Here is a 21,782-nt window from a genome sequence, read left to right as displayed (position 1 = left end):
GCAAGGGTCGGTTTGTACGCCCTCACGGGTCCCGATGCAAGGGGTACACCTGACGAAACGTAAGGCTGATACGCCCCTGTGTCACCCTCGCTCTGGTCGGCAGACTGTGTTGCCACTGTTGCTGTAGCCCGGCTCCCATCACCAGCAGGCTACCGCTGGGCAACGCCACCTTGAATCCTTCGCCCTTCCCCCTTGGCTTGAACGCCAGTTCTCGCTCGGCGCCAAGGCTAATCATCGCTATCACCGGTGCCAGCTCGGCTTCATCGTCACTGTGCCAGCCCATATGGTCTTTACCATCACGGTAGTGGTTGGCAAGGACAGAGTTAAAGGGCTGATGCAGAAAAGCCGACAGCTCATAAGCCCAGTGGCGCAGTAGCGGGTGCCAGGGGTGCGGGCTAAAGGCGCTGGACGAATAAGTATAGTGCGCCGCTTCATCGCCAACCCAGCTTTGCATTCTCGGTATGGGGTGACTTTTGCCAAAAACCGTGAGCTCGGGCTGGGCCCATTTGAGCTCGGCCCGCAACAGCTCAAAGGCTTTGGCCGCCTCATCATCACCGAGCACCGCCGGCCAAAGCGCCAGCGTATCGGGGGGCAGATGAGGCTGTACCGCGTGGGGCAATGTGTCAAAATGCAGCTTTACGTCCTTTGGAACCTGGCCGTGCTCGCCCTTACCCATACACTTCCTCAACTACAACGTTTTTCCGGCAACCCCAAGGACGATCTGCAGGCCTTTGACAGTGCCGACGAATACCTTTTGCAAAGTCTACTGCCCCAGGGGCTCGATAGCAGCAAGCCGATACTGATATTGGGCGACAACTTCGGCGCCCTGACCTGCGCCCTGGCCGAGTTCAAGGTCACCAGCGTCAGCGATTCCGTGGTCAGCCACAATGCCATCGCCGCCAACCTCAACGCCCTTGGCCGCCAGGCCGCGCTTGTCGACCCTCTGGCCCCTTGGCCGGCCGAGCCGCAGTTGGTGCTGGCCCGCATTCCCAAGCAGCTGTCGCTGCTGGAGCTGTGGCTGGCAACCTTAAAGCCGCTACTGGCCAAAGACACTTTAGTGCTGCTAGCCGGCCGCGACCGCGACATTCCGGCCAGCGCCGAGGCAATGATAAGCCGCCATATCGGCCCAACCGACAAACTGCTGGGCTGGAAAAAGGCCCGCGCCTTTGTCTGCCAAAGCGACGGTAAAGCGCCGCTGCCATTGCCGCCGCCTCTTAGCTGGCCGCTGGAGGGTAGCGGCTTTACCTTGAGCCACTTTGCCAACGTTTTTTCCCGCCAAAGTCTCGATATCGGCGCCAGGCTGATGCTGGCCAACCTGCCCCAGGGCCGTTTTGACAAGGTGGTCGACCTTGGCTGTGGCAACGGCGTGCTGGGGCTAATGATGGCCAGCCAGTATCCTGACGCCCATTACACCTTGGTGGACGAATCCTATCTGGCGGTCGCTTCGGCTCGCCACAACCTGTCACAGAACCTTCCCGAGGTTAAGGCAGACTGTATCGCCAACGATTGCCTCAGGGGCTTTACCGCCAGCAGCGTCGATTTGGTGCTGTGCAATCCACCGTTTCATCAGCAACAGGTCATTACCGATCACATAGCCTGGCAGATGTTCAAAGACGCCTTCAGGGTGCTGCGCCCCGGCGGAGAATTGTGGATAGTCGGCAACCGGCACCTGGGTTACCACCTCAAGCTCAAGCGTCTGTTCGGGGGCTGCAAGGTGGTGGCATCAGACCGCAAGTTCGTGATTTTAAGAACCATAAAAAGGAGAACCTCATGAGATACCTGCTTCTGACCGCCCTGCTGCTGGCCGGCTGCGCCACCCTGCCCAAAACCGCCTGGCTCGACCCGCAAGCGCCGGCGGTCACCCAGGCCTCATCGAGCCTGGTGCCCATTCGTTTTGATTTTCAGGACAACAGGGCCGACCAAACCGTGCTCTTTTTGCCCAAGGGCAATGTCAGCAGCGACCCAGGCCTAGATGAGCGCCTGGCCAGCCGTCTGCGCCAGGGGCTCAAAGCCCACGGCTACAGCGTGCAGCCCGGCACCGGTGCTCGGCTATCGGTGCGGCTTATCAGTGTTGAAGCGGTGGTCACCGAAGGCATGGCCAGCCATAGCAGCAAGCAAAAAGTGGTGATGGAGGCTTATGCCGAGCGTGACGGCCAAACCATGACCAAACGCTTTACCAGCACCGGCAGTTTCGAGGCGCCCCTGGGCCCCGACCTTGGCCGCCTGGAGCAGGAGCTCAACAACCTGCTGGAGCAGAACATGAGTTCGCTGATTAATGATCCCGAGCTCACCCGCCTGTTCTCGGCCTGAGCTACACTGGCGGCAGAACCTACTTTTATTGACCTCCATGGTATCTGTCGCCCTTATCTTCGATCCTCTCCCCAGCGCCGCCATCCAAGACTGCCTGGCCCGCTGGCAAGGGCTGTGGCCCGAGTCGCGGTTACAGCGCCATGGCCCCTTTATCCTCTTTGCCAGCAGCCCCCAGGCACTGGTGGGAGAAGCGTTGGTAGTGGGCCAACCGGTTCCCGAGCAAACGCTACCGGCGCTCTTGGAAAAACCCCTTGGCCACCTTGGCGCCTGCCAGGGGCCCTTTGCGCTGCTCGCCCCTATCGGGCCTTGCTACCTGGCCAGCTCTGATGCCAGGGGCCTGGTACCCCTTTTTAAACGTCAGTTGGGCCAAAGCTGGGCCATCAGCTCCAACCCGGCGCTGCTGCTGGATTTAGCGCCGGCAAAATTGGTGCCCGACACCCTTTTTGATTGCCTGACCCTCGGCGCCCCCCTTGGCAACGAACTGTACTTTGAAGACATCAAGGTACTGCCCTGCGGCCAATACTGGCTCGATGGCCGCGCCTACCCTTACCCCAAACTGCAACCGGCCGAAGGCAAAGAACTGCGCCCCACCCTGCCCTGGCGCATGGCCGACGAAGGCCTGGGCGATATCAGCCCACCTCCCGCCACTCGCCTGGCCAAATGGCTACTGGGGAGCAGCGAAGACGGCCTTCGCCGCCAGCGCCTTCGGCTAAACCACCTTGAACACAGTACGCCAGAGGCCCTCAAGGCTGAGCTTTGGCGCTGGTATTGGCTGGGTAAAGCAGCGCGAGAAGGTATTGAACTCTACCTGTGGTCGCTTCCTCACTTAGAGCCGCAGCTGGCCCTATTTCCTCCCGTGCCCGACACCGCCTCAAGGTGGTCTTGGTTCAGGCACAACCTCAACTGGCAGGCCATCAAGGCAGGGCTGTCTCCAAGCGCTGGCGCCATGCGCTTGGCAACCGAGCATTGGCTTTTCAACAAGGCCCCGTTAACCTGAGCCCTTTTTCAAGACCGGAGAATTCCATGAGAAGGCTTCTCGCCGCCTGCCTGTGCCTGGCCAGCTTCCTTGGCCAAGCGGCCACCATCAAGACCGACGATCTGCAACCGGATAACCTCTTTCCCCAGGTGAAGATGGAAACCAGCATGGGCGATATCGTGGTGGAGCTGGACCGCACCAAGGCGCCTATCACGGTGAACAACTTCCTGCGCTACGTGGTGGACGGCACCTACAACAACACCGTGTTTCACCGGGTCATTAAAGGCTTTGTGGTACAAGGCGGCGGCTACGACCTGAAGTACAACGCCCGCAAAGAGCGTGAGCCCATCTTCAACGAATCGGGTAACGGCCTTAAAAACCGCCTGGGCACCATCGCCATGGCCCGCACCGACGACCCCCACTCGGCCACCAGCCAGTTTTACTTCAACATGGCCGACAACGATGGCCTGGACCCAAGCCCGCGCCACTGGGGCTACACGGTGTTCGGTGAGGTAATGGACGGCCTGGACGTACTGGAGAAAATTGAAACCGTACCCACCGAATACAACAGCGCCATCAGTTCGCCTGATGTGCCCACGGCGCCGGTCATGCTGAAAAAAGTCACCTTGATGAAGCCCCAGTTTTGAGTTTGTGAAGAAATTCAAAACTGAGTGTTTTTTCGCTATGCCCTTAACTTCTGCCTCTACAATGAAGCAGATGATTAATGCATACATTAGCGAAACCAATGTGTCCTTGACCCGTTTTATCAGCGATAAAGTGCCTGAGCTGCTGGCCCTTGCCGATGGTCTGCTGGCCTACCGCCTCAGCACCGAAGAGTTGGAAAACGGCATTTGGGATCTGATGGAAGGCTGGCTCTCCCTGGGCCAGCCGAAGACCGCTACCCCCAGTGATAAAGAAAGGGTGTTCTGGGATCTGCTGGGCATGATGCACCGCCACGCGCCTTACCAGTTAAGAGGGCACATGGCACTGCGCCAGCAACTGACCAGCCGCATGGATTTTCTGCGCCTGCCCTCTGCCCCCCTGCCTGCCAACCTGTCCACCCCGGCGCTTTAGGTTTACCTGACAGGGCAGTTGTGATTACCTTGCCAGGCCACCGGCCCTGTTTGAGCAAGGACTTCCATTGACAGACCAACCCTGGTGGCGACTGGTATTCAGTCGCCGCATGATGCTGTGTGTTTTAACCGGTTTTGCCTCCGGCCTGCCGCTGTTCTTTTTATTCCAACTGGTGCCGGGCTGGCTCAGGGATCAGCAGGTCGATTTAGGCACCATAGGGCTTTTTGCCCTGGTGCAATTTCCCTACACCTGGAAGTTCCTGTGGTCACCGCTGATGGACAGGTTCGAGCTGCCGCTTTTGGGGCTGCGCCGCGGCTGGATGCTGCTTACCCAACTGGGCTTGTTGCTGGCCTTGGGCTCCTTTGCCTTTATCTCCCCGCAAAACGGCCTAAGCATGGTGATCGTCGCCGCCGTGCTGGTGGCGGTGTTTTCCGCCTCGCAAGATATCGTTATCGACGCCTTTCGCCGGGAGATCCTCTCTGACCAGGAATTGGGCCTTGGCAATGCCGTGCACATTAACGCCTACCGCCTGGCGGGGCTGGTGCCGGGCTCCTTGTCGTTGATCCTGGCCGACCACCTCCCCTGGTCCACGGTGTTTTTAATTACCGCCGCCTTTATGGGCGTGGGGTTACTGCTCACCGCCATTGCCCCAGAGCCAGCGCACGAGCGCCACCCCATGAGCCTGGAGCAGGCAGTGGTGGAACCCTTCAAGGATTTTTTCAGCCGCCACGGGGTGCAACATGCCATCGCGGTGCTGGTGTTCATGGTGCTCTACAAGCTCGGTGACAACATGGCGGTGGCGCTGCAAACCCCCTTTTATATGGACATGGGGTACAGCAAGTCGGAGATAGGCCTGGTGGCCAAGCACGCCGCCCTGTGGCCGGTGCTGGTGGGTAGCCTCATCGGTGGCCTGGTGATGCTCAAAGTCGGTATCAACCGCTCCCTGTGGCTGTTCGGAGTGGTGCAGTGCGCCAGTATCTTCGGTTATGCCCTGCTCGCTTCTCTTAACCCCGAAGCCCGCAATCTGTGGTGGCTGGCCGGGGTGGTAGGAGCCGAATACTTAGGGGTGGGCCTGGGGGCGGCGGCCCTGACCGCTTATATCGCCCGCGAGGCCAGCCGCACCTACCTGGCTACCCAACTTGCGCTGCTGACAGCGCTCACCGCCGTTCCCAGGGTCATCGCCAACGCCGCCACCGGCTACATGGTGGAATCAATGGGCTGGGTGCACTTTTTTATGCTGTGCGCGCTGGTGGCCATCCCCGGTTTGTTGATGTTGCCCAAGGTCGCCCCTTGGGCCCGTAGCCAGGATTGAGCAACACTTTGTTCACCCTTGAGCAAGGCGCCAGCCACTAGGTTAGACTGGCGCGAATCGAACAACGGAGACCGGATGCAGGCTGTGCTGCTCTCACCTAGAACCTATCAAATTCTGCTGGCACTGGCGCTGCTCACCACAGCGCTTTTTGCCATTACCAAAAGCAGCTATCCCCAACCCGGTGGCGACAAAACCATGCACGCCACCGCCTTTTTTGTGTTGAGCCTGCTGACCTACGGCGCCTGGCGCCGTTATCTCATCCCCCAATGGCTGGGCCTGGCGGCCTACGGCGCCCTCATCGAGCTGGTGCAGTGGTATCTGCCCTACCGCGATGCCAGCCTCTATGACTGGTGCGCCGACATGGTCGGTGTCGCCATCGCCTACAGCCTGGTGTGGGTAGTACGCAAATGGCCAAAGTAGGCATATTGGGCGCAGGCGCCATCGGCAGCCTGGTGGCCGAGCGCCTGAGAAAGGCAGACCAAGAGGTCATCCTCAAAGGCCGCGAGCCGGCTCAAAAAAGCGACGCCGAGCTGTGGCTTATCTGCACCAAAAGCTATCAGGTTAAAGAGGCGGTGGCCGCCCTGTCACCGCCTTGTGACGTGCCACTGGTGCTGCTTTGTAACGGCCTTGGCCCCCATGAAGCCCTGGCCGAGCTAGTGAGCAACCCCCTTTACCTGGGCACCACCACTTATGGCGCCCGCAAAAGCGAAGGGGGTGTTCAGATGACAGGCCGTGGCCAATGCTGGTACGGCCATTACCGGGGCAGCAAGGCGCAGCTGGGGTTGGTGCACCACGTTCTCAACCTGGCACTACCGCCGGCGCAGTGTTTTGAAGCGGTGCTGACGCCCCTTTGGCGAAAGCTGGCCATCAACGCGGTGATAAACCCGCTGACCGCCCGCGATAAGGTGCCCAACGGCGCCTTGCTGGCAGATACCTATCGGGCCGAGATAACGGCTCTGGTCACAGAAATGCTGCCGGTACTGGCCGCTGAAGGGCAGGCCTTTACAAAAGATGCCCTGCTGGCGCAGATCCTTGCCGTGGCTGAAGCCACCGCCGCCAATACCTCGTCAATGCTGGCTGACCGCCTGGCCCACAGGCGCACCGAGATTGACGCCATCAACGGTTATCTTTGCCAAAAAGCGCAAATGCACGGGCTTAACACCCCGCGCCACCTGGCGCTTTGGCAGCAGATAACGGCGCTGGCCGAACATTAAAAAAGCCCGGCAGTCGCCGGGCTTTTTTTCAGTGGGGGCGATAGACCCTGACGTTGTCAAAGCCTTGCTCTTGCAGGTACAGGGCCTGGAGCTTGCTCATCACGCCTTTGGCGCAATAGAGATAGTAGAGCTGCTCTTTGGGCAGGTCGCCAAACTGGGTGGCGAGCTTGTAGAAGGGGATGGTTTTGACCTCGACCCCAGCCACTTCCAGCGGTTTGTCTTCTTCTTCATCCGGGGCGCGGATATCGAGGATAACGCCGTTGTCAGGCACCAGGGCGAAAGTCTCCACTTCCACCACCTGTTGGCTGGATTCGGTGGCGATATCACGAATATCCATGACCTTGGCTGATTCCAGCGCTTGGTCCAGCACCGCAAAATCAAAGTCCGCTTCGGTGGCTTCCACCTTTTTGATATCGGCGCGGACATTGGGGCTTTTGGATATCACGCCGCAGAACTCCGGCATGGTCTCGGCGATTTCAAAGGTGCCAATGGCGCGGGCGGTGTCCACTATCTCTTGCTTGTCGGTGAAAATCAGCGGCCGCAGGATAAGGGTGTCGACACTGCGCTCAATCACGGTGAGGTTGGTCAGAGTCTGGCTGGACACCTGCCCTACCGCTTCGCCGGTCACCAGCGCCTGGATCCCCATGCGCTCGGCTACCTTGGCGGCGGCGCGCATCATCATCCGCTTGAGCACCACCCCCATCAGGCCGTCGTCAATCTTCTCAAGGATCTCCCCCACCACCCCTTCAAAAGGCACGGTGACAAATTTCACCCGGTGCGAGGCGCCGAAACGGTCCCACAGTTGATAGGCCATCTGCTTGGTGCCAATCTCGTGGGCGTTGCCGCCGAGGTTGAAAAAGCAGTAATGGGTGCGCGAGCCCCGGCGAATGGCCTGGTAGCTGGCCACCCCTGAGTCAAAGCCACCGGAGATAAGGCTCAGCAAGTCTTCTTGGGTTTTGATGGGGAAGCCGCCAAGTCCCGGGTGGCGCTGGGTCACGAGATAGAGCTTGTCGTCTTCAATCTCGATATTGAGGGTCACGTCAGGGTTTTTCAGGCGCACACCGCCGGTGGCGTTGTTCTGGTTAAGGCCGCCGCCCACATAACGCTCCACCTCGATGGAGGTAAAGCTGTGCTTGCCGCTGCGCTTCACCCGCACGCAGAAGGTTTTGCCAGCCAGGGTGTGGCCCCAAGCCTGCTGGGCCACCAGGTAGATGTCGTGCACATCGTTAAAGGCAAACTGGGACACTTCCAGCGCGTGAGCCACACCGGGGGTGGAGCAAATCTTCTCGATAACAGCGGCGCGGTCGGCACTGTCCGGCACCCGCACTTCCAACTTGTCCCAGAAGCGGTCCACCTTGGTTTCTTCCTCCACCCGGCGCACGGCTACCCGCAGATTGGATTCCAACAGCTTGATAAAGCGCAGTCTGACCGACTTGCTCTTAATGGTGATTTCCGAATGGAGCTTGATGATGAACTTCACGAGATAACCCTGACTGACGCAAAAGCGTGCGGATTATACGCTTGATAGGCGGCGCTTTCACCCCAGCGCCGCCGTTAGTTAGTGTGAACCGGCAGGAATTTCGTCGCTGAACTTGGGTTTGCCCTGGTTGATGGCAATTTCCACCCGGCGATTCTTGGCCCGGTTCAGCGCCGAGGTGTTAGGCACTAACGGGTGGGTGTCGGCAAAACCGCGCACCACCAGGCGGTTGCGGTCCAGCCCCGGCACCTTCAACAGTTCATGGGTCACCGCCAAGGCCCGCTGGATGGACAGATCCCAGTTTGAGCTGTACAGCTCGGAGCTGATTTGCATGTCGTCGGTGTAACCGGACACCGTTATCTCGCCGGGTACGTTTTTCAGCAGCGCGCCCACTTCACGAATAATGGGCCGGAACTGCGGCTGCAAGAACGCCGAGCCCGAAGGAAAAGATCCTTTCTCACGGATGCGAATAACCAACTGCTGACCCAGGGCTTCAAGCTCGATGGCGCCGTCTTTGATCTCCGAGCTCAGGGCCTGGGCCATGTTCTTGGCCAGCTCCTTCATTTGCTCAGGGTCCTGGGGCTGCTCCTGCTCGGGCTGCTCCACGCTGCTTTGCTGGCCGCTGGTGTTGGCCTCGCCGCCCATTTTGTTGTCGCGTTGGGTATTCTCGCCGCCAACGTAAGAGCTTTCGCCGTCCTGGAACTCCAGGCTCTGCTGGGTCATCTCCATGGTTTGCTGCTGCACCGTCTCGATGGGGGTCGGCTCCGGCTTGCCGGGGCTGAATTCCTGGGCGATCACCGAGGTGCCCTTGGGAATGTCTTTGACCTCGATGCGGTTTTGCACCCCGAAGGCGTACTTCATCGAGCCCGCTATCTGCTTGAACTTGAGCACGTCCATTTCCGAAAACGACAACAGCAGCACGAAAAAGCACATCAGCAGCGACATCAGGTCGGCAAAAGTGCCCATCCAGGCCGGTAGACCGGGCGGTGGACACTTGCACTTGGGAGTATCGTCACTCATGCCTTATTCGTCCGTGGTCTTCACCTGGCGCTTGGACTCGGCCAGGTAATTTTTCAGCATGTTTTCGATAACGCGGGGGTTAAGGCCGGCCTGGATCCCCAGCACCGCATCGAGAATAAGGCGGCGGTTGAGCATCTCTTCATTCATGCGCAGGCTGAGCTTGTCGGCGATGGGAATGGCCACCATGTTGGCCAGCACGGCGCCGTAGAGGGTAGTGAGCAAGGCCACCGCCATGGCCGGGCCTATGGCTTTGGGGTCGTCCATGTTTTTGAGCATGGCCACCAACCCCACCAGGGTACCGATCATCCCCATGGCAGGGCCCACGTCGGCCATGGCCTTGAAGATGGAGATACCGCGCTCGTGGCGCTCAGTGGTCTCGTTGATGTCTTTGTTGAGGTTTTCTTTAACCACATCGACATCGTGGCCATCCACCAGCAGATCGATGCCTTTACGGAAAAAGTTATTTTTGACTTCGGCTTCTTCCAGGGCCAAAAAGCCCCCTTTACGGGCGGCATCAGCCATCTCGACCGCCTTCTCAATCAACTCTTCGGGCTTTTCCAGCTTGAACATGAACGCCTTCATGGCGATCTTGGTGGCGCCGAAGAACTGGCCCATATTGAATTTGACCAACACTACGCAGAGGGAACCGCCGATCACGATAAGCACAGAAGGGGTGTCGTAGAATGCGCTCAGCGAGCCACCTTGCACCATTGCCATGACAACGAAGGCAAAGGAGCCAATAAGACCGATAAGTGTTGCAAGATCCAAGGTAAGCCTCTCCTGATTTTTTACGCCATTAGAATGACTATCTAGCCAACAGCGTGTTTATTCTTGCCTGATGATAACGGATGAACAAGGGCAGAAGTTTGCGTTCAGGCAAGCTAGGCAGTAATTTGTGCGCCCAGACCTTCATCGACCGACAGCCACCAGGACTTAAGGGTAAAAGATGGCCAAAAAACAGCCGGAAAACATGACCTTTGAAGAAAACCTCAAAGAACTGGAAGCGGTAGTGACCCAGCTCGAACAAGGTGAGCTCAGTCTAGACGAGGCTTTAAAGCAGTTCGAGCGCGGGGTGGCGTTGAGTCGTGAAAGCGAGCACAAGCTCAAGGCTGCCGAACAAAAAGTGCAGATGCTGCTGGCCGACGGCCAGACCCTGGCCCCTTTTGAAAACGAGCCCGACGCATGACTCTTGCCGAGCAACAGCAGCATTATCGCCAGCGCATCGATGGCTATCTTGGCGCCCTGATTGATGGCCTGCCGGCCCTGGCCCCCAACTTGAAGGCCGCCATGAAGCACGGCCTGCTGCTGGGCGGCAAAAGGGTCAGGCCCTTTTTGGTTTACAGCACCGGCGCCATGCTGGGGCTGGATGAGCCGCGCCTGGACCCAATGGCGGCAGCGGTCGAATGTATCCACGCCTATTCCCTTATTCATGACGACTTACCCGCCATGGACGACGACGAACTGCGCCGCGGCCAACCGACGGTGCATGTCGCCTTTGATGAAGCCACCGCCATCCTGGCCGGTGACGCCCTGCAAGCGCTCGCCTTTGAAGAACTGGCCAAGTGCCAGGTGGCCAGCATTGATGACTTCAAAGCCCTGCTGGTGCTGTTTTCTCAGGCGGCCGGTTACCAGGGCATGGTGGCAGGCCAGGCTATGGACATGGCCGCCACCGGCCAGACCCTGAGCCTGGCGGCCCTTGAGCAGGTACATGCCCACAAGACCGGCGCCCTTATCCGCGCCAGCGTACTGATGCCAACGCTGATGGCTGGCAGTGCGCTTGGGCACGTTGAGGCCCTGGCCACCTTTTCCGAAAAACTGGGGCTGGCCTTTCAGGTTCAAGACGACATTTTGGATGTCACCGCCAACACCGAAACCCTCGGCAAGACCCAGGGCAAGGACCAGCGGGACCACAAGGCCACCTACCCGGCCCTGCTTGGACTGAACCAGGCCCAAACCAAAGCCCAGACTCTGGTAGACGAAGCGCTGTCCTGCTTGGCTTCATTACCCTACAATAGCGAGCATTTAGCGGCCCTTGCCCGCTATGTCATCACTCGAGAGCGCTGATCGCGCCAGCAAAGCAATGATGAGCATCGATAACAAAAATTACCCGCTGTTAAGTGGCATCTCCTCTCCTGAGGATCTGCGTAAGATCCCTCAAGACCAGCTCGCGGAAGTATCCGACGAGCTGCGCCGCTATTTGTTGGAGTCGGTCAGCCAATCCTCCGGCCACCTGGCCTCCGGCCTTGGCGCCGTGGAGCTGACCGTCGCCCTGCATTACATCTACCAGACCCCTTTTGACCGGCTGGTTTGGGACGTAGGCCACCAGGCCTACCCCCATAAGATATTGACCGGCCGGCGCGAGCAAATGGGCACCATTCGCCAGAAGAATGGCCTGCACCCCTTCCCCTGGCGGGAAGAGAGCGAGTACGACGTGTTGTCGGTAGGCCACTCTTCCACCTCCATCTCCGCCGCCCTCGGCATGGCCATTGCCGCCGAGAAGGAAGCCGCCGGGCGCAAGGTGGTGTCGGTAATTGGCGACGGCGCCATGACCGCCGGCATGGTCTTTGAGGCCATGAACCACGCCGGGGATGTCGGTACCGACATGGTGGTGGTGCTAAATGACAACGAGATGTCCATCTCCGAGAACGTCGGCGCCCTCAATAAACACATGGCGCGTTTGCTGTCAGGTAGCCTCTATACCTCCTTTCGTGAAGGCGGCAAGAAGATGCTGTCCGGTATTCCTCCCATCAAGGCCCTGGCCAAAAAGGCCGAGGAACACCTCAAGGGCATGGTGGTACCGGGCACTTTGTTTGAAGAGCTTGGCTTTAACTACATCGGCCCCATCGACGGCCACGACGTAGACGCCCTGGTCGATTGCCTTCGCAACATGCGTAACCTCAAAGGGCCGCAGCTGCTGCACGTGATGACCAAAAAAGGCAAAGGCTACGCCCCTGCCGAGAAAGACCCCATTGGCTATCACGGCGTACCTAAGTTCGACCCGGCTAAAGACTGCCTGCCCAAATCCCAGGGCGGCAAACCCAGCTTCTCGGCCATCTTTGGCGACTGGCTGTGCGACATGGCCGCCAAGGACCCCAAACTGATGGGCATTACCCCGGCCATGCGCGAAGGCTCGGGTATGGTCAAATTCAGCCAGGAATTCCCCGGCCAGTACTTTGACGTGGCCATAGCCGAGCAACACGCCGTGACCCTGGCCGCCGGTTTTGCCATCGAAGGCTTAAAGCCCGTTGTTGCCATCTACTCAAGCTTTTTGCAGCGCGCCTACGATCAGCTCATTCACGACGTGGCCACCATGAACCTGCCGGTGCTGTTTGCCATCGACCGCGCCGGCATTGTTGGCGCCGACGGCCCCACCCATCAGGGCGCCTTTGATTTAAGTTACCTGCGGGCCATCCCCAACATGGTGGTTATGACCCCAAGCGACGAAAACCAATGTCGCCAGATGCTCTACACCGGTTACCAGCACAACGGCCCTGCCGCCGTACGCTACCCCCGAGGCAGTGGCACCGGCATCAGCGTAGACAAAACCATGACCGCCCTCCCCATCGGCAAGGGTGAGCAGGTACGCAGCGGCAAAAAAGTGGCCATCCTCGCCTTCGGCACCCTGCTCACAGAAGCACTGCAAGCCGCAGAGGAGCTGGATGCCAGCGTCTGTGACATGCGCTTTGTCAAACCCCTGGACGGCGCCTTGGTAGAAGCCATGGCCGCCAGCCATGAGCTGCTGGTGACACTGGAAGAAAACGTCATCATGGGCGGCGCCGGTTCGGCCGTTGCCGAGCACCTCAACAAAGCCCAACTCCCCACCGCCTTGTTGCAGCTGGGCCTGCCGGATGAGTTCATCAAACACGGCACCCAAAGCGAGATCCTCGAAGAGCTGCAACTGGATGCCAAAGGGATTGTTAGCCAAGTAAGAACCAGGCTGGCGTAACGTCGGTTTGAATACAAAAGGCCTGCTTTGCAGGCCTTTTTATTGGCATAAAAAAAGTGGCGCAAGCGCCACTTTTAACAGCCAGTTACTTGCCTTAGAAGCGATAGTTCGCGCCCAGGAAGTAAGCACGGCCCAGGGTGTCGTAGTAACCCGCACCATCATAGGTAACAGGGTTACGAGGCGGCGCCTTGTCGAAGGCATTCTTCACGCCGAAACGCAGCTGCAACTTGTCGCTCATCAGCAGGTAGGAACCGGTGAAGTCCCACACGGTCTGCGACGGAATGTTGTTGTAGTCGATTGTTTCGATGGTGTAGGTGCGGTCAACAACGGCATGGTGGCGATACTTGGCCACAGCGTTCAGGGTCAGCCTGTCGTAGGTCCAACTGGTGGTGAAGCGTGCTTTCCAACGGGGATTGGTGTACTCACCCACGTCCACATCCAGGTCTGACGCGAAACCGGTGGGATTGTAGCGCCAGTCGTCCACATAGGTCGCAATAAGGTTGATACGGAAATCGCCATAGCCGTCGGTAGACAGGCTGTAGTCGGATTCCAGATCCACACCTTTGGTTTTGTAGGTTGCCACGTTGATGGGCGATTGGACGTAGTCAACGATGTCGCCGGTGACACTGTCACGGGTAAAGCGTGAGCAGTAGGGGTTATCGAGACTTTCAGAGTCGTAGCAGTATTTAACCGCCGTATCGACAGCAATGGTGTTGATGGCGTTCTTGATGTCAAAGCTCCAGAAGTCGGCGGTCAGGGTCAGACCTTCGACATAGCTGGGGGTATAAACCACACCAAAAGTGTAATCGTCAGAGGTTTCCTCTTTCAGATCCGGGTTACCGGCGTTATAGCCGGAACGGGTACCGAGGTACCAGTTATCGGTGGGGTTAAAGCCTTCGGGCAAACCTGCCAGATGGCAGTTGGCGGCGCGATACTGACTGGCCTCTGACGCACCGATATGCTGTTGGTCACAAACGTCAGTAATGCTTGAATAAGTCTGACCTTTGGGATCGTAAAGCTCACTGACAGTTGGTGCCCGCACTGACTTGGACTTGGTGGCACGCAACTTCAGATCGTCGGTCACCGCCCAGTTCAGGCCCAGCTTCCACGCATCATTGGTCCCCACAGAGGTGTAATCCATGTAGCGGTAGGCCGCGCTCAAATCCAGGCTTTTAACCAAGAATATATCCGACAGCAGCGGGACCTCGAACTCAGCCGCCAGTTCGGTAACCTCGTAAGCGCCATAAGAGGGCAAAGAGCTGTTACCGAAGATCTTACCTTCCACCATGTTCTGGTCTGGCGTGGTGCGAGCCTGTTCACGGCGCCATTCACCAGAAATGGCGGTAGACAGCGCACCGGCGGGCAACTCGAACAGATCGCCACTCACTACAAAACCGGCATTCTTCTGCTCGGATTTGGCCTTACGATTGGCGTCGGTCATTACCCAGTCAATCGCTTCCTGGCTGGCCTGGCCCTGGCCCAGCAGGTTCATGGGTACACAACCGTTACTTTGGTCACGGCAAACGATATTGCCATTGCCATCACGGACGGCGTCAAAGGCCTGATAGTAGCGGTCGTCAAATACCTGGCCTGTCCAGTGGGTTTTCTGCTCCAGATGCCCTTCTTGATAGAACAGGCTGTAATCCCAATCACCGATGTAGCCTTTGATACCAATCAGCGCGCGCCAGGTATCGCGTTTTTGGTGGTACTCACGGTTGCCAAACTCGGTATCCATGCGGTTAACACCCACCACACCGTCTTCTTCTCCCGCAATGATCTGGCTTGCTTCATCGCTTAAGTAGGCGTTGTCAGCGTAAAGAGGAATGTTCTTGTGGAATACCGGCGAACTTTCACCGTAGGCCTTGTAACTGGAGTAGCTCAACTCGGTAAAGAGCTGGGTGCTGTCATTCAGCGAAAACTCGCCGTTCAGGTTATAAGCCTGGCGCTCCAGCGGAGTCTTGATGATGCCGTAGTCGACCGGATCGTACCCTTCACAGCCACCGGCACAGTAGTTGTGGTTAGTGCTTTTATCAGAACCTGCGAGTTTGCCATCACCAAAGTTGAATGGACGGAAGCTACCGTCTTTACCCCAGGTGTACTGGTTGCCATTGGCGGTCTCGAAGGTACCGGCCTCATTGATCCAAGACAGCGGTTTGCGGCCGGTATAAGCAATACGCCTAGGAATACCGTCCGAGTTCGACGTGTTGGCAATGTTATCAATTGCACTTACTGGGTTACGGGTAAAGTCGCGGTCGGTCTGGCGGATTTGATCTTCTTTGGCGTAAACGGCGCTCAGCATCACGCTGGCACGGCCGTCCAACAGCTTGTCGGTGCCATAAGCCAGCGAAAACTGTTTCTCGGTACCACCACTTTGCTCGGGCTGGGTATAGGAGAGGTCAACTTCCAGACCATCGGTTTTCTTGCGGGTGATGATGTTGATCACCCCTGCCACCGCATCGGAGCCGTAAACAGCAGAGGCGCCGCCGGTGATGATCTCGATGCGCTCGATCATGGTGGACGGAATGTTGTTCAGGTCAACGGCATTATCACCGGCAGAACCGCCGATAAAACGACGCCCGTTGACCAGTACCAGGGTACGTTCTGCACCCAGGCCACGCAGGTCGGTCTGGTTGAGGCCGCTGGCAAAAACGGTGTTGTTGGATGTTTCAGGGGAGATCCCAACGGTTGACTGGGGTAGCTTGTTGAGCAGCTCACCGACGTTGGTAATACCCATATTTTGCAGCACGTCACCACTAATCACGGTTAGTGGCGTTGGCGAAACGGCTCCCATTCGCTTGATCCTGGAGCCAGTCACTTCGATACGTTCGGTTTGCGCACTGGCATTGGCATCGTCGTTTTCACCTGCCAGAGCAGCATGAACGGGAATAATGGCTGACGCGAATATACCGATAGCTAATGCTTTATTGATCGCCTGATAAAGTTGACTGGTTTTCACACACATCTCCCTGTTATTGATTTTATTTTTACGTCATCAAAACAAATTTAAAATAAAGATGACGGCAGGTAAGAAATTAGTGAAAGCCCATACAGGTGTAAACAATTTATCCTTAATCACAAAAACGATGCACCAGCCGTGCCGTTAGTAACCACAAACAACGCAAGTCAATGAAATATAAAAAATTAGTCAGAACTAAAACAAATGTCACGCATCTAAAGGCGAACATTGAAACAATTAGAAACAAGTTAAAACAAGATAAAAACCACAGAGAAATAAATACCTTAAAAATAGAGATTAGATGTACATCAACATGGAGTGTTTTTTTAAAACAACCTCCGCGAGATTGTTTTTTGATCAAGGAAAACCATTTCCCGATCAATAAACAGACAACAACACCATTTTCTAATTAATAAAACATGCAACATAAAAACAAAAAATCCTGATCAGGCATATATGAATACCCTAATACCAATTCACCCTGTACTTTGGCACTGAAGTTTCTACTCTCAGCAGCACAGAATTTGCTAAAGGCCCGGCAAAATGCCCCGACACTACCCCCTCATCCGTTTCAGCCTGTCGCTGACCACACCCCTGGCGGCCTTGGCCATGGTCAGCGCGCTGTTGGTACTGACCGCCTACCCTTTGCATCTCAATCAATTGATAAGGCCAGTGCTGCAAGGCCCCGGGTCTCACCCGCTTACGGCAAGCTGCGTGCTGCTGCTGGGTATGGCACTTATGGCCAAGCGGGGCAGTTGGCAAGGGTTGCTGCTGGCCATGCTGGCGCTATTGCTGTGCCTGGCGCGGTTGCTATTGCCAAGCGAAGCAGCCCTTTCGGCGCTGGTGCCCTTTAAGGCGGAGCTCGACGCCATCAACCAGTTGGGCCGCCCGGTCAGTTTTGGCTTTCACAGCGCCTTTTGCCTAGGGGCGGCCGCTGCCGGGGTGCTGGCCTATCACCGCTTTTTGCCGCGAATCTCCCAGCTATTTGCACTGCTGAGCTTTGCCGTACCCCAGGTAGCCATGACGGGCTATGCCTTTGGCTTGGAGCGTTTTTACGGAGAGATGTCGGTCACTACGGTGCTGATGGCCACGCCGCTGTCGGTGGCGGTGCTGCTGAAAAGCGCCCATCGCGGTGGCGTACGGGCCATTCTCAGCCCCTGGGCCGGAGGCCGGGTGGCGCGAGTGCAGTTGCTGCTGGGGATGGCCATTCCCTTCCTGCTGGGGCTGTTTTTGGTCAACACCGCGAAAAAGGCGCCGGATGTCTCCTTTGGGCTCTTGATCGTCTCGGTAAGCCAGGCCATGGCCATGCTCATCGCCACTTCCGCCATCCTCTACGAGCAAATGGACAGAGGCAGGCGCAATTACCATCGCCAATTGGAGCGGCTGGCCACTCGGGACCCGCTCACCGGCGCCTTTAATCGCTACGCCCTGGAGCGTCGAGCCGAGGTGGAGCTGGCCCGCAGCCGCCGCCATGGCCATCCGCTGTCAGTGCTCATCGTCGATGCCGACCATTTCAAGCGCATCAACGACACCCACGGCCACGGCACCGGAGACAAGGTGCTAAGCCGCTTGGCCCTGCTGCTGCAAAGTCACAGTCGCCGTGAAGACGTGGTGGCCCGTTGGGGCGGAGAGGAGTTTGTATTGCTGCTGCCGGATACCCCGGCCAGAAACGCCGTGGCGGTAGCCCAGAAGATGCGCGCGGCCATTGCCAACGCCGATTTTACCGACCTGGCCGAACGCCTTGAAGTGACCATTTCAGTAGGGGCCGCAGAGCTGTTGGCAAAGGAAAGTATCAGCGACCTATTGCGCCGGGCCGATATGGCGCTCTATCAGGCCAAGGACGGGGGCCGTAATAAGGTGTGCAAAGCAAGCCCGCAAAATGCGGCAATGCCGGCTTAAAAGCCAGCATTGCCCTTCAGCCCAGCCAGACCAACAATCCCTGCAGGCAGGCGAAAGCCAAAAAGCCCGCCAGCACATCGTCAATCATGATGCCAAATCCGCCGTGAATATGCCGGTCGCACCAACTGATGGGCCAGGGTTTGAGCACGTCAAAAAACCGGAACAGCAAAAAGCCGGTCAGCAGCCATTGCCATGTAACAGGGGCCATAAAAAGGGTGATGAGCATGCCGGCCACTTCGTCCCAAACGATGGCGCTGTGGTCGTGCACCCCCATGTCGCGGCTGGCACGGGCGCAGATATAAACGCCGCCATAGATGGCCACCAGGGTCAGGGCCAGATAAGCCAGCCAGGGCAAGGGGCTTAGCAGCAAAAACACCGGGATGGCGGCCAGGCTGCCAAAAGTACCCGGCGCCTTGGGCGCCAGCCCCGAGCCAAAACCCAAGGCCAGGAAATGCCAGGGGTTTTTCAGGCTAAGCCGTTTCACCGGGTTAGGCGCAGCGCTCATGACCAGCAATGCTCATAACCCCGCACATCCAGCTCCACCGTCTGGCCGTGATTGAGGTAGCTGATGCCCTCGCCGCCGCGCAGCTGGCCAACGCAGCTGTGTTTGACGCCGCAATGGGCCAGCGCGGTGTCCAGGGCGCCTTTTTGCGCTTCGGGCACGGTAAAGAGCAGCTCGTAGTCGTCGCCGCCGCCAAGGGCCAACTGCCAGGCACTTTCCAGGGCCATGGTGCCCAGCAGGGCCTGGCTCAGGGGGAGCTTATCCAGGAACAGGTTGGCGCCGCAGTGGCTGGCACTGAGGATATGGCCAAGGTCGGAGGCCAGGCCATCGGAGATATCAATAGCGCTAGAGGCCACGCCGCGCAGGGCCTGGCCGGCCAATAGCCTTGGGGTTGGGTAGTTAAGGCGACCCACCAAAAACTCGTGGTGATCGCTGCTGGCCTGCTCCCGGCCTTGTACCAGTGCCAGGCCAAGGGCAGCATCGCCCAGGGTGCCGGTGACATAAAGCCAGTCGCCGGGCTTGGCGCCGCTGCGGGTCAGCTGCTTGCCAGCCGGAATTTTACCTTGGGCAGTGAGGGTAACCGACAACGGGCCGCGGGTGGTGTCGCCCCCGACCAGGGTCACGCCGTAGTAGTCGCACACTTCCACTACGGCGCTGGCAAATTCGGCCAGCCAAGCATCGTCGGCATCAGGTAAGGTCAGGGCCAGAGACACCCAGGCTGCTTCGGCGCCCATGGCGGCCAAGTCGGAGAGGTTTACCGCCACCGCCTTGTGGCCAACGGCCCGGGCCGGGGTGTCGAGGGGAAAGTGGACGCCGGCCACTAGGGTGTCGGTGGTCACCGCCAGCAGGGTGCTGTCGGAGACGGCGAGCAGGGCGCAGTCGTCGCCAATGCCCAGCACCACGTCTTTGCGCTGGTGGCCCTTGCCTTTGAAATAGGTGTCGATCAGTGCGAATTCACGGCTTGCCATCAATAAAAAGCCAGCATTACTGCTGGCCCTCCTGAGGTTCCGGTCGGGCTTACTTGCCCTGCTGGTCCCTGATAAATTTGTCCAGTACGCCGTTGACGAACTTGTGGCTGTCCTCGGCGGCAAAGGTCTTGGCCAGTTCAATGGCCTCGTTCAGTGCCACTTTGTACGGCACGTCCTTGCGGCGGGTCAGCTCGTAGAGCCCCAGGCGCAGGGCCGCTTTCTCCACCAGATCCACGTCGTCCAGCGGGCGGCTGACATAACGGGTCAGGATGGTGTCCAGTTCATCGGTATGGGTAGCCACACCGACGATGAGGTCGCGAAAATAATCCACGTCCACTTCGTTCATGTCCTGCTCGGTCAGGAACTGGTGCTCCACCTCGGCGATGGGATCTTTGGTCATCTGCCATTGGTAAATGGCTTGCAGCGCCAGGCGGCGCGCTTTGCGACGAAAAGCCGGTTTCATCAGCCCTCCAGCGCGTCGATGACGTTGACCATTTCCAGGGCAGACAGGGCCGCTTCGGCGCCCTTGTTACCGGCCTTGGTACCGGCACGCTCAATGGCCTGCTCGATGGTGTCGGTGGTCAGTACACCGAAGGCAACGGGGATGTCGTAATCCATGGCCACGGAAGCCAGGCCCTTGTTGCACTCGGCACAGACGTATTCGAAATGGGGAGTACCGCCACGGATCACGGCGCCAAGGGAGATGATGGCGTCGTATTTTTTGCTGGCCGCCACTTTCTTGGCTGCCAGAGGCAGTTCGACCGCACCGGGCACACGCACGATGGTGATGTGCTCTTCCGGCACCTGGCCGTGACGCTTCAGAGCGTCGATAGCGCCGTCCACCAGGGAATCGACAATAAAGCTATTAAAACGGGACACCACCAGCGCAAACTTGTGCTTGGGCGCCGCGAAACCGCCTTCGATGATCTTCATAGCGTGACTCTTGACCCGAGAAAAACGGCGCTATGGTAGCACAGCGCCTGACAATGGCCTACTGCTTACAAGGCCCCTTATTCGGCGACGTATTCCACCACTTCCAGCCCAAATCCACTCAAGGAGTGGTAGCGCTTGTCGGAGCTGGACAGCAGCCGCATTTTACCGACCCCAAGGTCAGCGAGAATTTGCGACCCTACCCCTACCCGGCGGCTGGTGCCGCTCCACTGGGCCGGTGCTGGCTCCTGGCCACAGTCTTGGGCGGCAAAGTGCAACAATTTACGCACCAGGTCGCTGTCGCTCTCTTCCGAGCCCAGCAGCACCAGCACCCCGCCTTCACTGCCGATGCGCTCCATGGCCTTGTACAACGGCCAGCTGCGCGACACGGTGCGGTCTGACAGCAGCAAATCGGTCAGGCGGTTATGCAGATGCACCCGTACCAGGGTGGGAGTGTCTGTCGCCACTTCGCCATTTTTCAGGGCAAAGTGCAGGCGGCCATCTATGGTGTCGCGGTAGGTCACCAAGTCAAACTCGCCGTACAGGGTTGGCAGTTTGCACTGGGTGATGCGCTCGATGGTGGTCTCGTGCAAGGAGCGGTATTCAATGAGGTCGGCAATGGTGCCCACCTTGATACCATGCTTCTCGCCAAAGACTTCCAGCTGTGGCCGGCGGGCCATGGTGCCGTCGTCGTTGAGAATTTCAACGATAACGCCGGAGGGCTCAAACCCGGCCAGGCGCGCCAGATCGCACCCGGCTTCAGTGTGGCCGGCGCGGGTCAGCACCCCGCCGTCTTGGGCCATGATCGGGAAGATATGCCCCGGCTGGACAACATCGGCGGCCACGGCGTTTTTATCTACTGCCGCCAGCACGGTGCGGGCCCGGTCGGCGGCGCTGATACCGGTAGTCACCCCTTCGGCGGCCTCGATGGATACGGTAAAGGCAGTGCCGAACTGGGCGTTGTTGTCTTTGGCCATCAGCGGCAGGTTCAGGCGCTGGCAGCGGTCGCGGGTCATGGTCAGGCAGATAAGGCCACGGCCATGGGTGGCCATGAAGTTGATGATCTCGGGGGTTATCTTCTCGGCGGCGACAATCAGATCGCCTTCGTTTTCCCGGTCTTCATCGTCCATGAGAATGACCATCTTGCCGGCACGAATGTCGTCGATGATGTCTTTGATGGGTGACAGGGCCATGGGTA

The 21,782-nt window shown here is 58.4% G+C and carries 22 protein-coding genes; 12 read left to right on the top strand and 10 right to left on the bottom strand.

Going from position 1 to position 21,782, the window contains the following annotated elements; all coding sequences use genetic code 11:
* Nucleotides 1–22: 22 nt before the first annotated feature.
* Nucleotides 23–676, bottom strand: a complete 654-nt coding sequence (locus AC22G1_RS03595; protein ID WP_487315548.1) for an alpha-ketoglutarate-dependent dioxygenase AlkB family protein — start codon at nt 674–676, stop codon at nt 23–25.
* On the opposite strand from AC22G1_RS03595, the gene AC22G1_RS03590 reads away from it, so the two are divergent.
* The 8 genes from AC22G1_RS03590 to AC22G1_RS03555 all read left to right on the top strand — a co-directional run bounded on the left by AC22G1_RS03590 (nt 659) and on the right by AC22G1_RS03555 (nt 6,886).
* Entirely contained in the window at nt 659–1,774 is a 1,116-nt protein-coding gene (locus AC22G1_RS03590; protein ID WP_487315547.1) for a methyltransferase, read from the top strand. The two genes, AC22G1_RS03595 and AC22G1_RS03590, sit on opposite strands and share 18 nt — an antisense overlap.
* Complete coding sequence (locus AC22G1_RS03585; RefSeq protein WP_487315546.1) at nt 1,771–2,310, top strand: YajG family lipoprotein; 540 nt, start codon at nt 1,771–1,773, stop codon at nt 2,308–2,310. The genes AC22G1_RS03590 and AC22G1_RS03585 overlap by 4 nt, the downstream gene beginning before the upstream one ends.
* A gap of 37 nt (nt 2,311–2,347) precedes the next feature.
* Nucleotides 2,348–3,307, top strand: coding sequence for a hypothetical protein (locus AC22G1_RS03580; protein ID WP_487315545.1), 960 nt, complete (start codon nt 2,348–2,350; stop codon nt 3,305–3,307).
* A gap of 134 nt (nt 3,308–3,441) precedes the next feature.
* Nucleotides 3,442–3,933 carry a peptidylprolyl isomerase gene (locus AC22G1_RS03575; RefSeq protein WP_487316683.1) on the top strand — a complete coding sequence of 164 codons (492 nt, stop codon included), beginning with the start codon at nt 3,442–3,444 and terminating at the stop codon, nt 3,931–3,933.
* Between the two features lie 70 nt (nt 3,934–4,003).
* Entirely contained in the window at nt 4,004–4,360 is a 357-nt protein-coding gene (locus tag AC22G1_RS03570) for a hypothetical protein (RefSeq protein ID WP_487315544.1), read from the top strand.
* Between the two features lie 67 nt (nt 4,361–4,427).
* Nucleotides 4,428–5,672 (top strand): AmpG family muropeptide MFS transporter, encoded by a 1,245-nt coding sequence (locus AC22G1_RS03565; RefSeq protein WP_487315543.1) that lies wholly within the window; start codon nt 4,428–4,430, stop codon nt 5,670–5,672.
* Nucleotides 5,673–5,747: 75 nt separating this feature from the next.
* Nucleotides 5,748–6,092: a VanZ family protein gene (locus tag AC22G1_RS03560; RefSeq protein WP_487315542.1), complete on the top strand. Its 345-nt coding sequence runs from the start codon at nt 5,748–5,750 to the stop codon at nt 6,090–6,092.
* The gene (locus tag AC22G1_RS03555) at nt 6,080–6,886 is read left to right on the top strand and encodes a ketopantoate reductase family protein (protein ID WP_487315541.1); all 807 of its coding nucleotides are present in this window, start codon (nt 6,080–6,082) and stop codon (nt 6,884–6,886) included. The genes AC22G1_RS03560 and AC22G1_RS03555 overlap by 13 nt, the downstream gene beginning before the upstream one ends.
* 28 nt (nt 6,887–6,914) lie before the next feature.
* On the opposite strand, the gene thiI is transcribed toward AC22G1_RS03555, so the two are convergent.
* The 3 genes from thiI to pomA form a co-directional block, all read right to left on the bottom strand.
* Entirely contained in the window at nt 6,915–8,366 is a 1,452-nt protein-coding gene (gene thiI, locus AC22G1_RS03550; protein ID WP_487315540.1) for a tRNA uracil 4-sulfurtransferase ThiI, read from the bottom strand.
* Between the two features lie 78 nt (nt 8,367–8,444).
* A complete protein-coding gene (locus AC22G1_RS03545; protein WP_487315539.1) occupies nt 8,445–9,383 on the bottom strand; it encodes a flagellar motor protein MotB in 939 nt (312 codons plus the stop codon).
* Nucleotides 9,384–9,386: 3 nt separating this feature from the next.
* Nucleotides 9,387–10,151, bottom strand: coding sequence for a flagellar motor protein PomA (gene pomA / locus AC22G1_RS03540; protein ID WP_487315538.1), 765 nt, complete (start codon nt 10,149–10,151; stop codon nt 9,387–9,389).
* Nucleotides 10,152–10,329: 178 nt separating this feature from the next.
* Here pomA and AC22G1_RS03535 point away from each other — a divergent pair, with 178 nt between their 5' ends.
* From AC22G1_RS03535 to dxs, 3 genes are read left to right on the top strand one after another with little or no spacing between them, the layout of a single operon-like run.
* Nucleotides 10,330–10,569: an exodeoxyribonuclease VII small subunit gene (locus AC22G1_RS03535; RefSeq protein WP_487315537.1), complete on the top strand. Its 240-nt coding sequence runs from the start codon at nt 10,330–10,332 to the stop codon at nt 10,567–10,569.
* Entirely contained in the window at nt 10,566–11,447 is an 882-nt protein-coding gene (gene ispA, locus AC22G1_RS03530; protein ID WP_487315536.1) for a (2E,6E)-farnesyl diphosphate synthase, read from the top strand. The genes AC22G1_RS03535 and ispA overlap by 4 nt, the downstream gene beginning before the upstream one ends.
* 19 nt (nt 11,448–11,466) lie before the next feature.
* Nucleotides 11,467–13,329: a 1-deoxy-D-xylulose-5-phosphate synthase gene (gene dxs, locus AC22G1_RS03525; RefSeq protein ID WP_487316682.1), complete on the top strand. Its 1,863-nt coding sequence runs from the start codon at nt 11,467–11,469 to the stop codon at nt 13,327–13,329.
* A gap of 94 nt (nt 13,330–13,423) precedes the next feature.
* On the opposite strand, the gene AC22G1_RS03520 is transcribed toward dxs, so the two are convergent.
* Nucleotides 13,424–16,285 carry a TonB-dependent receptor plug domain-containing protein gene (locus tag AC22G1_RS03520; protein ID WP_487315535.1) on the bottom strand — a complete coding sequence of 954 codons (2,862 nt, stop codon included), beginning with the start codon at nt 16,283–16,285 and terminating at the stop codon, nt 13,424–13,426.
* Between the two features lie 543 nt (nt 16,286–16,828).
* Here AC22G1_RS03520 and AC22G1_RS03515 point away from each other — a divergent pair.
* A complete protein-coding gene (locus AC22G1_RS03515) occupies nt 16,829–18,184 on the top strand; it encodes a GGDEF domain-containing protein (RefSeq protein ID WP_487315534.1) in 1,356 nt (451 codons plus the stop codon).
* Nucleotides 18,185–18,200: 16 nt separating this feature from the next.
* Here the strand turns inward: AC22G1_RS03515 and AC22G1_RS03510 are convergent, their stop codons facing one another.
* The 5 genes from AC22G1_RS03510 to ribBA all read right to left on the bottom strand — a co-directional run bounded on the left by AC22G1_RS03510 (nt 18,201) and on the right by ribBA (nt 21,777).
* Nucleotides 18,201–18,689: a phosphatidylglycerophosphatase A family protein gene (locus AC22G1_RS03510; RefSeq protein ID WP_417362163.1), complete on the bottom strand. Its 489-nt coding sequence runs from the start codon at nt 18,687–18,689 to the stop codon at nt 18,201–18,203.
* A complete protein-coding gene (gene thiL, locus AC22G1_RS03505; RefSeq protein ID WP_417362165.1) occupies nt 18,686–19,654 on the bottom strand; it encodes a thiamine-phosphate kinase in 969 nt (322 codons plus the stop codon). Before thiL ends, AC22G1_RS03510 begins: the two co-directional genes overlap by 4 nt.
* A gap of 49 nt (nt 19,655–19,703) precedes the next feature.
* The gene (nusB, locus tag AC22G1_RS03500; RefSeq protein ID WP_050660225.1) at nt 19,704–20,117 is read right to left on the bottom strand and encodes a transcription antitermination factor NusB; all 414 of its coding nucleotides are present in this window, start codon (nt 20,115–20,117) and stop codon (nt 19,704–19,706) included.
* Nucleotides 20,117–20,587 (bottom strand): 6,7-dimethyl-8-ribityllumazine synthase, encoded by a 471-nt coding sequence (ribH, locus tag AC22G1_RS03495; RefSeq protein ID WP_050660224.1) that lies wholly within the window; start codon nt 20,585–20,587, stop codon nt 20,117–20,119. Before ribH ends, nusB begins: the two co-directional genes overlap by 1 nt.
* A gap of 77 nt (nt 20,588–20,664) precedes the next feature.
* Nucleotides 20,665–21,777, bottom strand: coding sequence for a bifunctional 3,4-dihydroxy-2-butanone-4-phosphate synthase/GTP cyclohydrolase II (ribBA, locus tag AC22G1_RS03490; RefSeq protein ID WP_487315533.1), 1,113 nt, complete (start codon nt 21,775–21,777; stop codon nt 20,665–20,667).
* Nucleotides 21,778–21,782 lie beyond the last annotated feature (5 nt).

This window comes from Gallaecimonas zhanjiangensis, from assembly GCF_057624825.1.
Note: the sequence above shows the minus strand (reverse complement) of the source record. Positions and strands in the feature narration are given on the sequence as shown.

What these genes read in the sequence shown, in the direction of transcription:
- AC22G1_RS03595 (WP_487315548.1), bottom strand. Translation starts at nt 676, where the DNA reads ATGGGTAAGGGCGAGCACGGCCAGGTTCCAAAGGACGTAAAGCTGCAT.
- AC22G1_RS03585 (WP_487315546.1), top strand. Translation starts at nt 1,771, where the DNA reads ATGAGATACCTGCTTCTGACCGCCCTGCTGCTGGCCGGCTGCGCCACC.
- AC22G1_RS03580 (WP_487315545.1), top strand. Translation starts at nt 2,348, where the DNA reads ATGGTATCTGTCGCCCTTATCTTCGATCCTCTCCCCAGCGCCGCCATC.
- AC22G1_RS03575 (WP_487316683.1), top strand. Translation starts at nt 3,442, where the DNA reads ATGGAAACCAGCATGGGCGATATCGTGGTGGAGCTGGACCGCACCAAG.
- AC22G1_RS03570 (WP_487315544.1), top strand. Translation starts at nt 4,004, where the DNA reads ATGATTAATGCATACATTAGCGAAACCAATGTGTCCTTGACCCGTTTT.
- AC22G1_RS03560 (WP_487315542.1), top strand. Translation starts at nt 5,748, where the DNA reads ATGCAGGCTGTGCTGCTCTCACCTAGAACCTATCAAATTCTGCTGGCA.
- AC22G1_RS03555 (WP_487315541.1), top strand. Translation starts at nt 6,080, where the DNA reads ATGGCCAAAGTAGGCATATTGGGCGCAGGCGCCATCGGCAGCCTGGTG.
- AC22G1_RS03545 (WP_487315539.1), bottom strand. Translation starts at nt 9,383, where the DNA reads ATGAGTGACGATACTCCCAAGTGCAAGTGTCCACCGCCCGGTCTACCG.
- AC22G1_RS03535 (WP_487315537.1), top strand. Translation starts at nt 10,330, where the DNA reads ATGGCCAAAAAACAGCCGGAAAACATGACCTTTGAAGAAAACCTCAAA.
- ispA (WP_487315536.1), top strand. Translation starts at nt 10,566, where the DNA reads ATGACTCTTGCCGAGCAACAGCAGCATTATCGCCAGCGCATCGATGGC.
- dxs (WP_487316682.1), top strand. Translation starts at nt 11,467, where the DNA reads ATGAGCATCGATAACAAAAATTACCCGCTGTTAAGTGGCATCTCCTCT.
- AC22G1_RS03515 (WP_487315534.1), top strand. Translation starts at nt 16,829, where the DNA reads ATGCCCCGACACTACCCCCTCATCCGTTTCAGCCTGTCGCTGACCACA.
- AC22G1_RS03510 (WP_417362163.1), bottom strand. Translation starts at nt 18,689, where the DNA reads ATGAGCGCTGCGCCTAACCCGGTGAAACGGCTTAGCCTGAAAAACCCC.
- thiL (WP_417362165.1), bottom strand. Translation starts at nt 19,654, where the DNA reads ATGGCAAGCCGTGAATTCGCACTGATCGACACCTATTTCAAAGGCAAG.
- nusB (WP_050660225.1), bottom strand. Translation starts at nt 20,117, where the DNA reads ATGAAACCGGCTTTTCGTCGCAAAGCGCGCCGCCTGGCGCTGCAAGCC.
- ribH (WP_050660224.1), bottom strand. Translation starts at nt 20,587, where the DNA reads ATGAAGATCATCGAAGGCGGTTTCGCGGCGCCCAAGCACAAGTTTGCG.
- ribBA (WP_487315533.1), bottom strand. Translation starts at nt 21,777, where the DNA reads ATGGCCCTGTCACCCATCAAAGACATCATCGACGACATTCGTGCCGGC.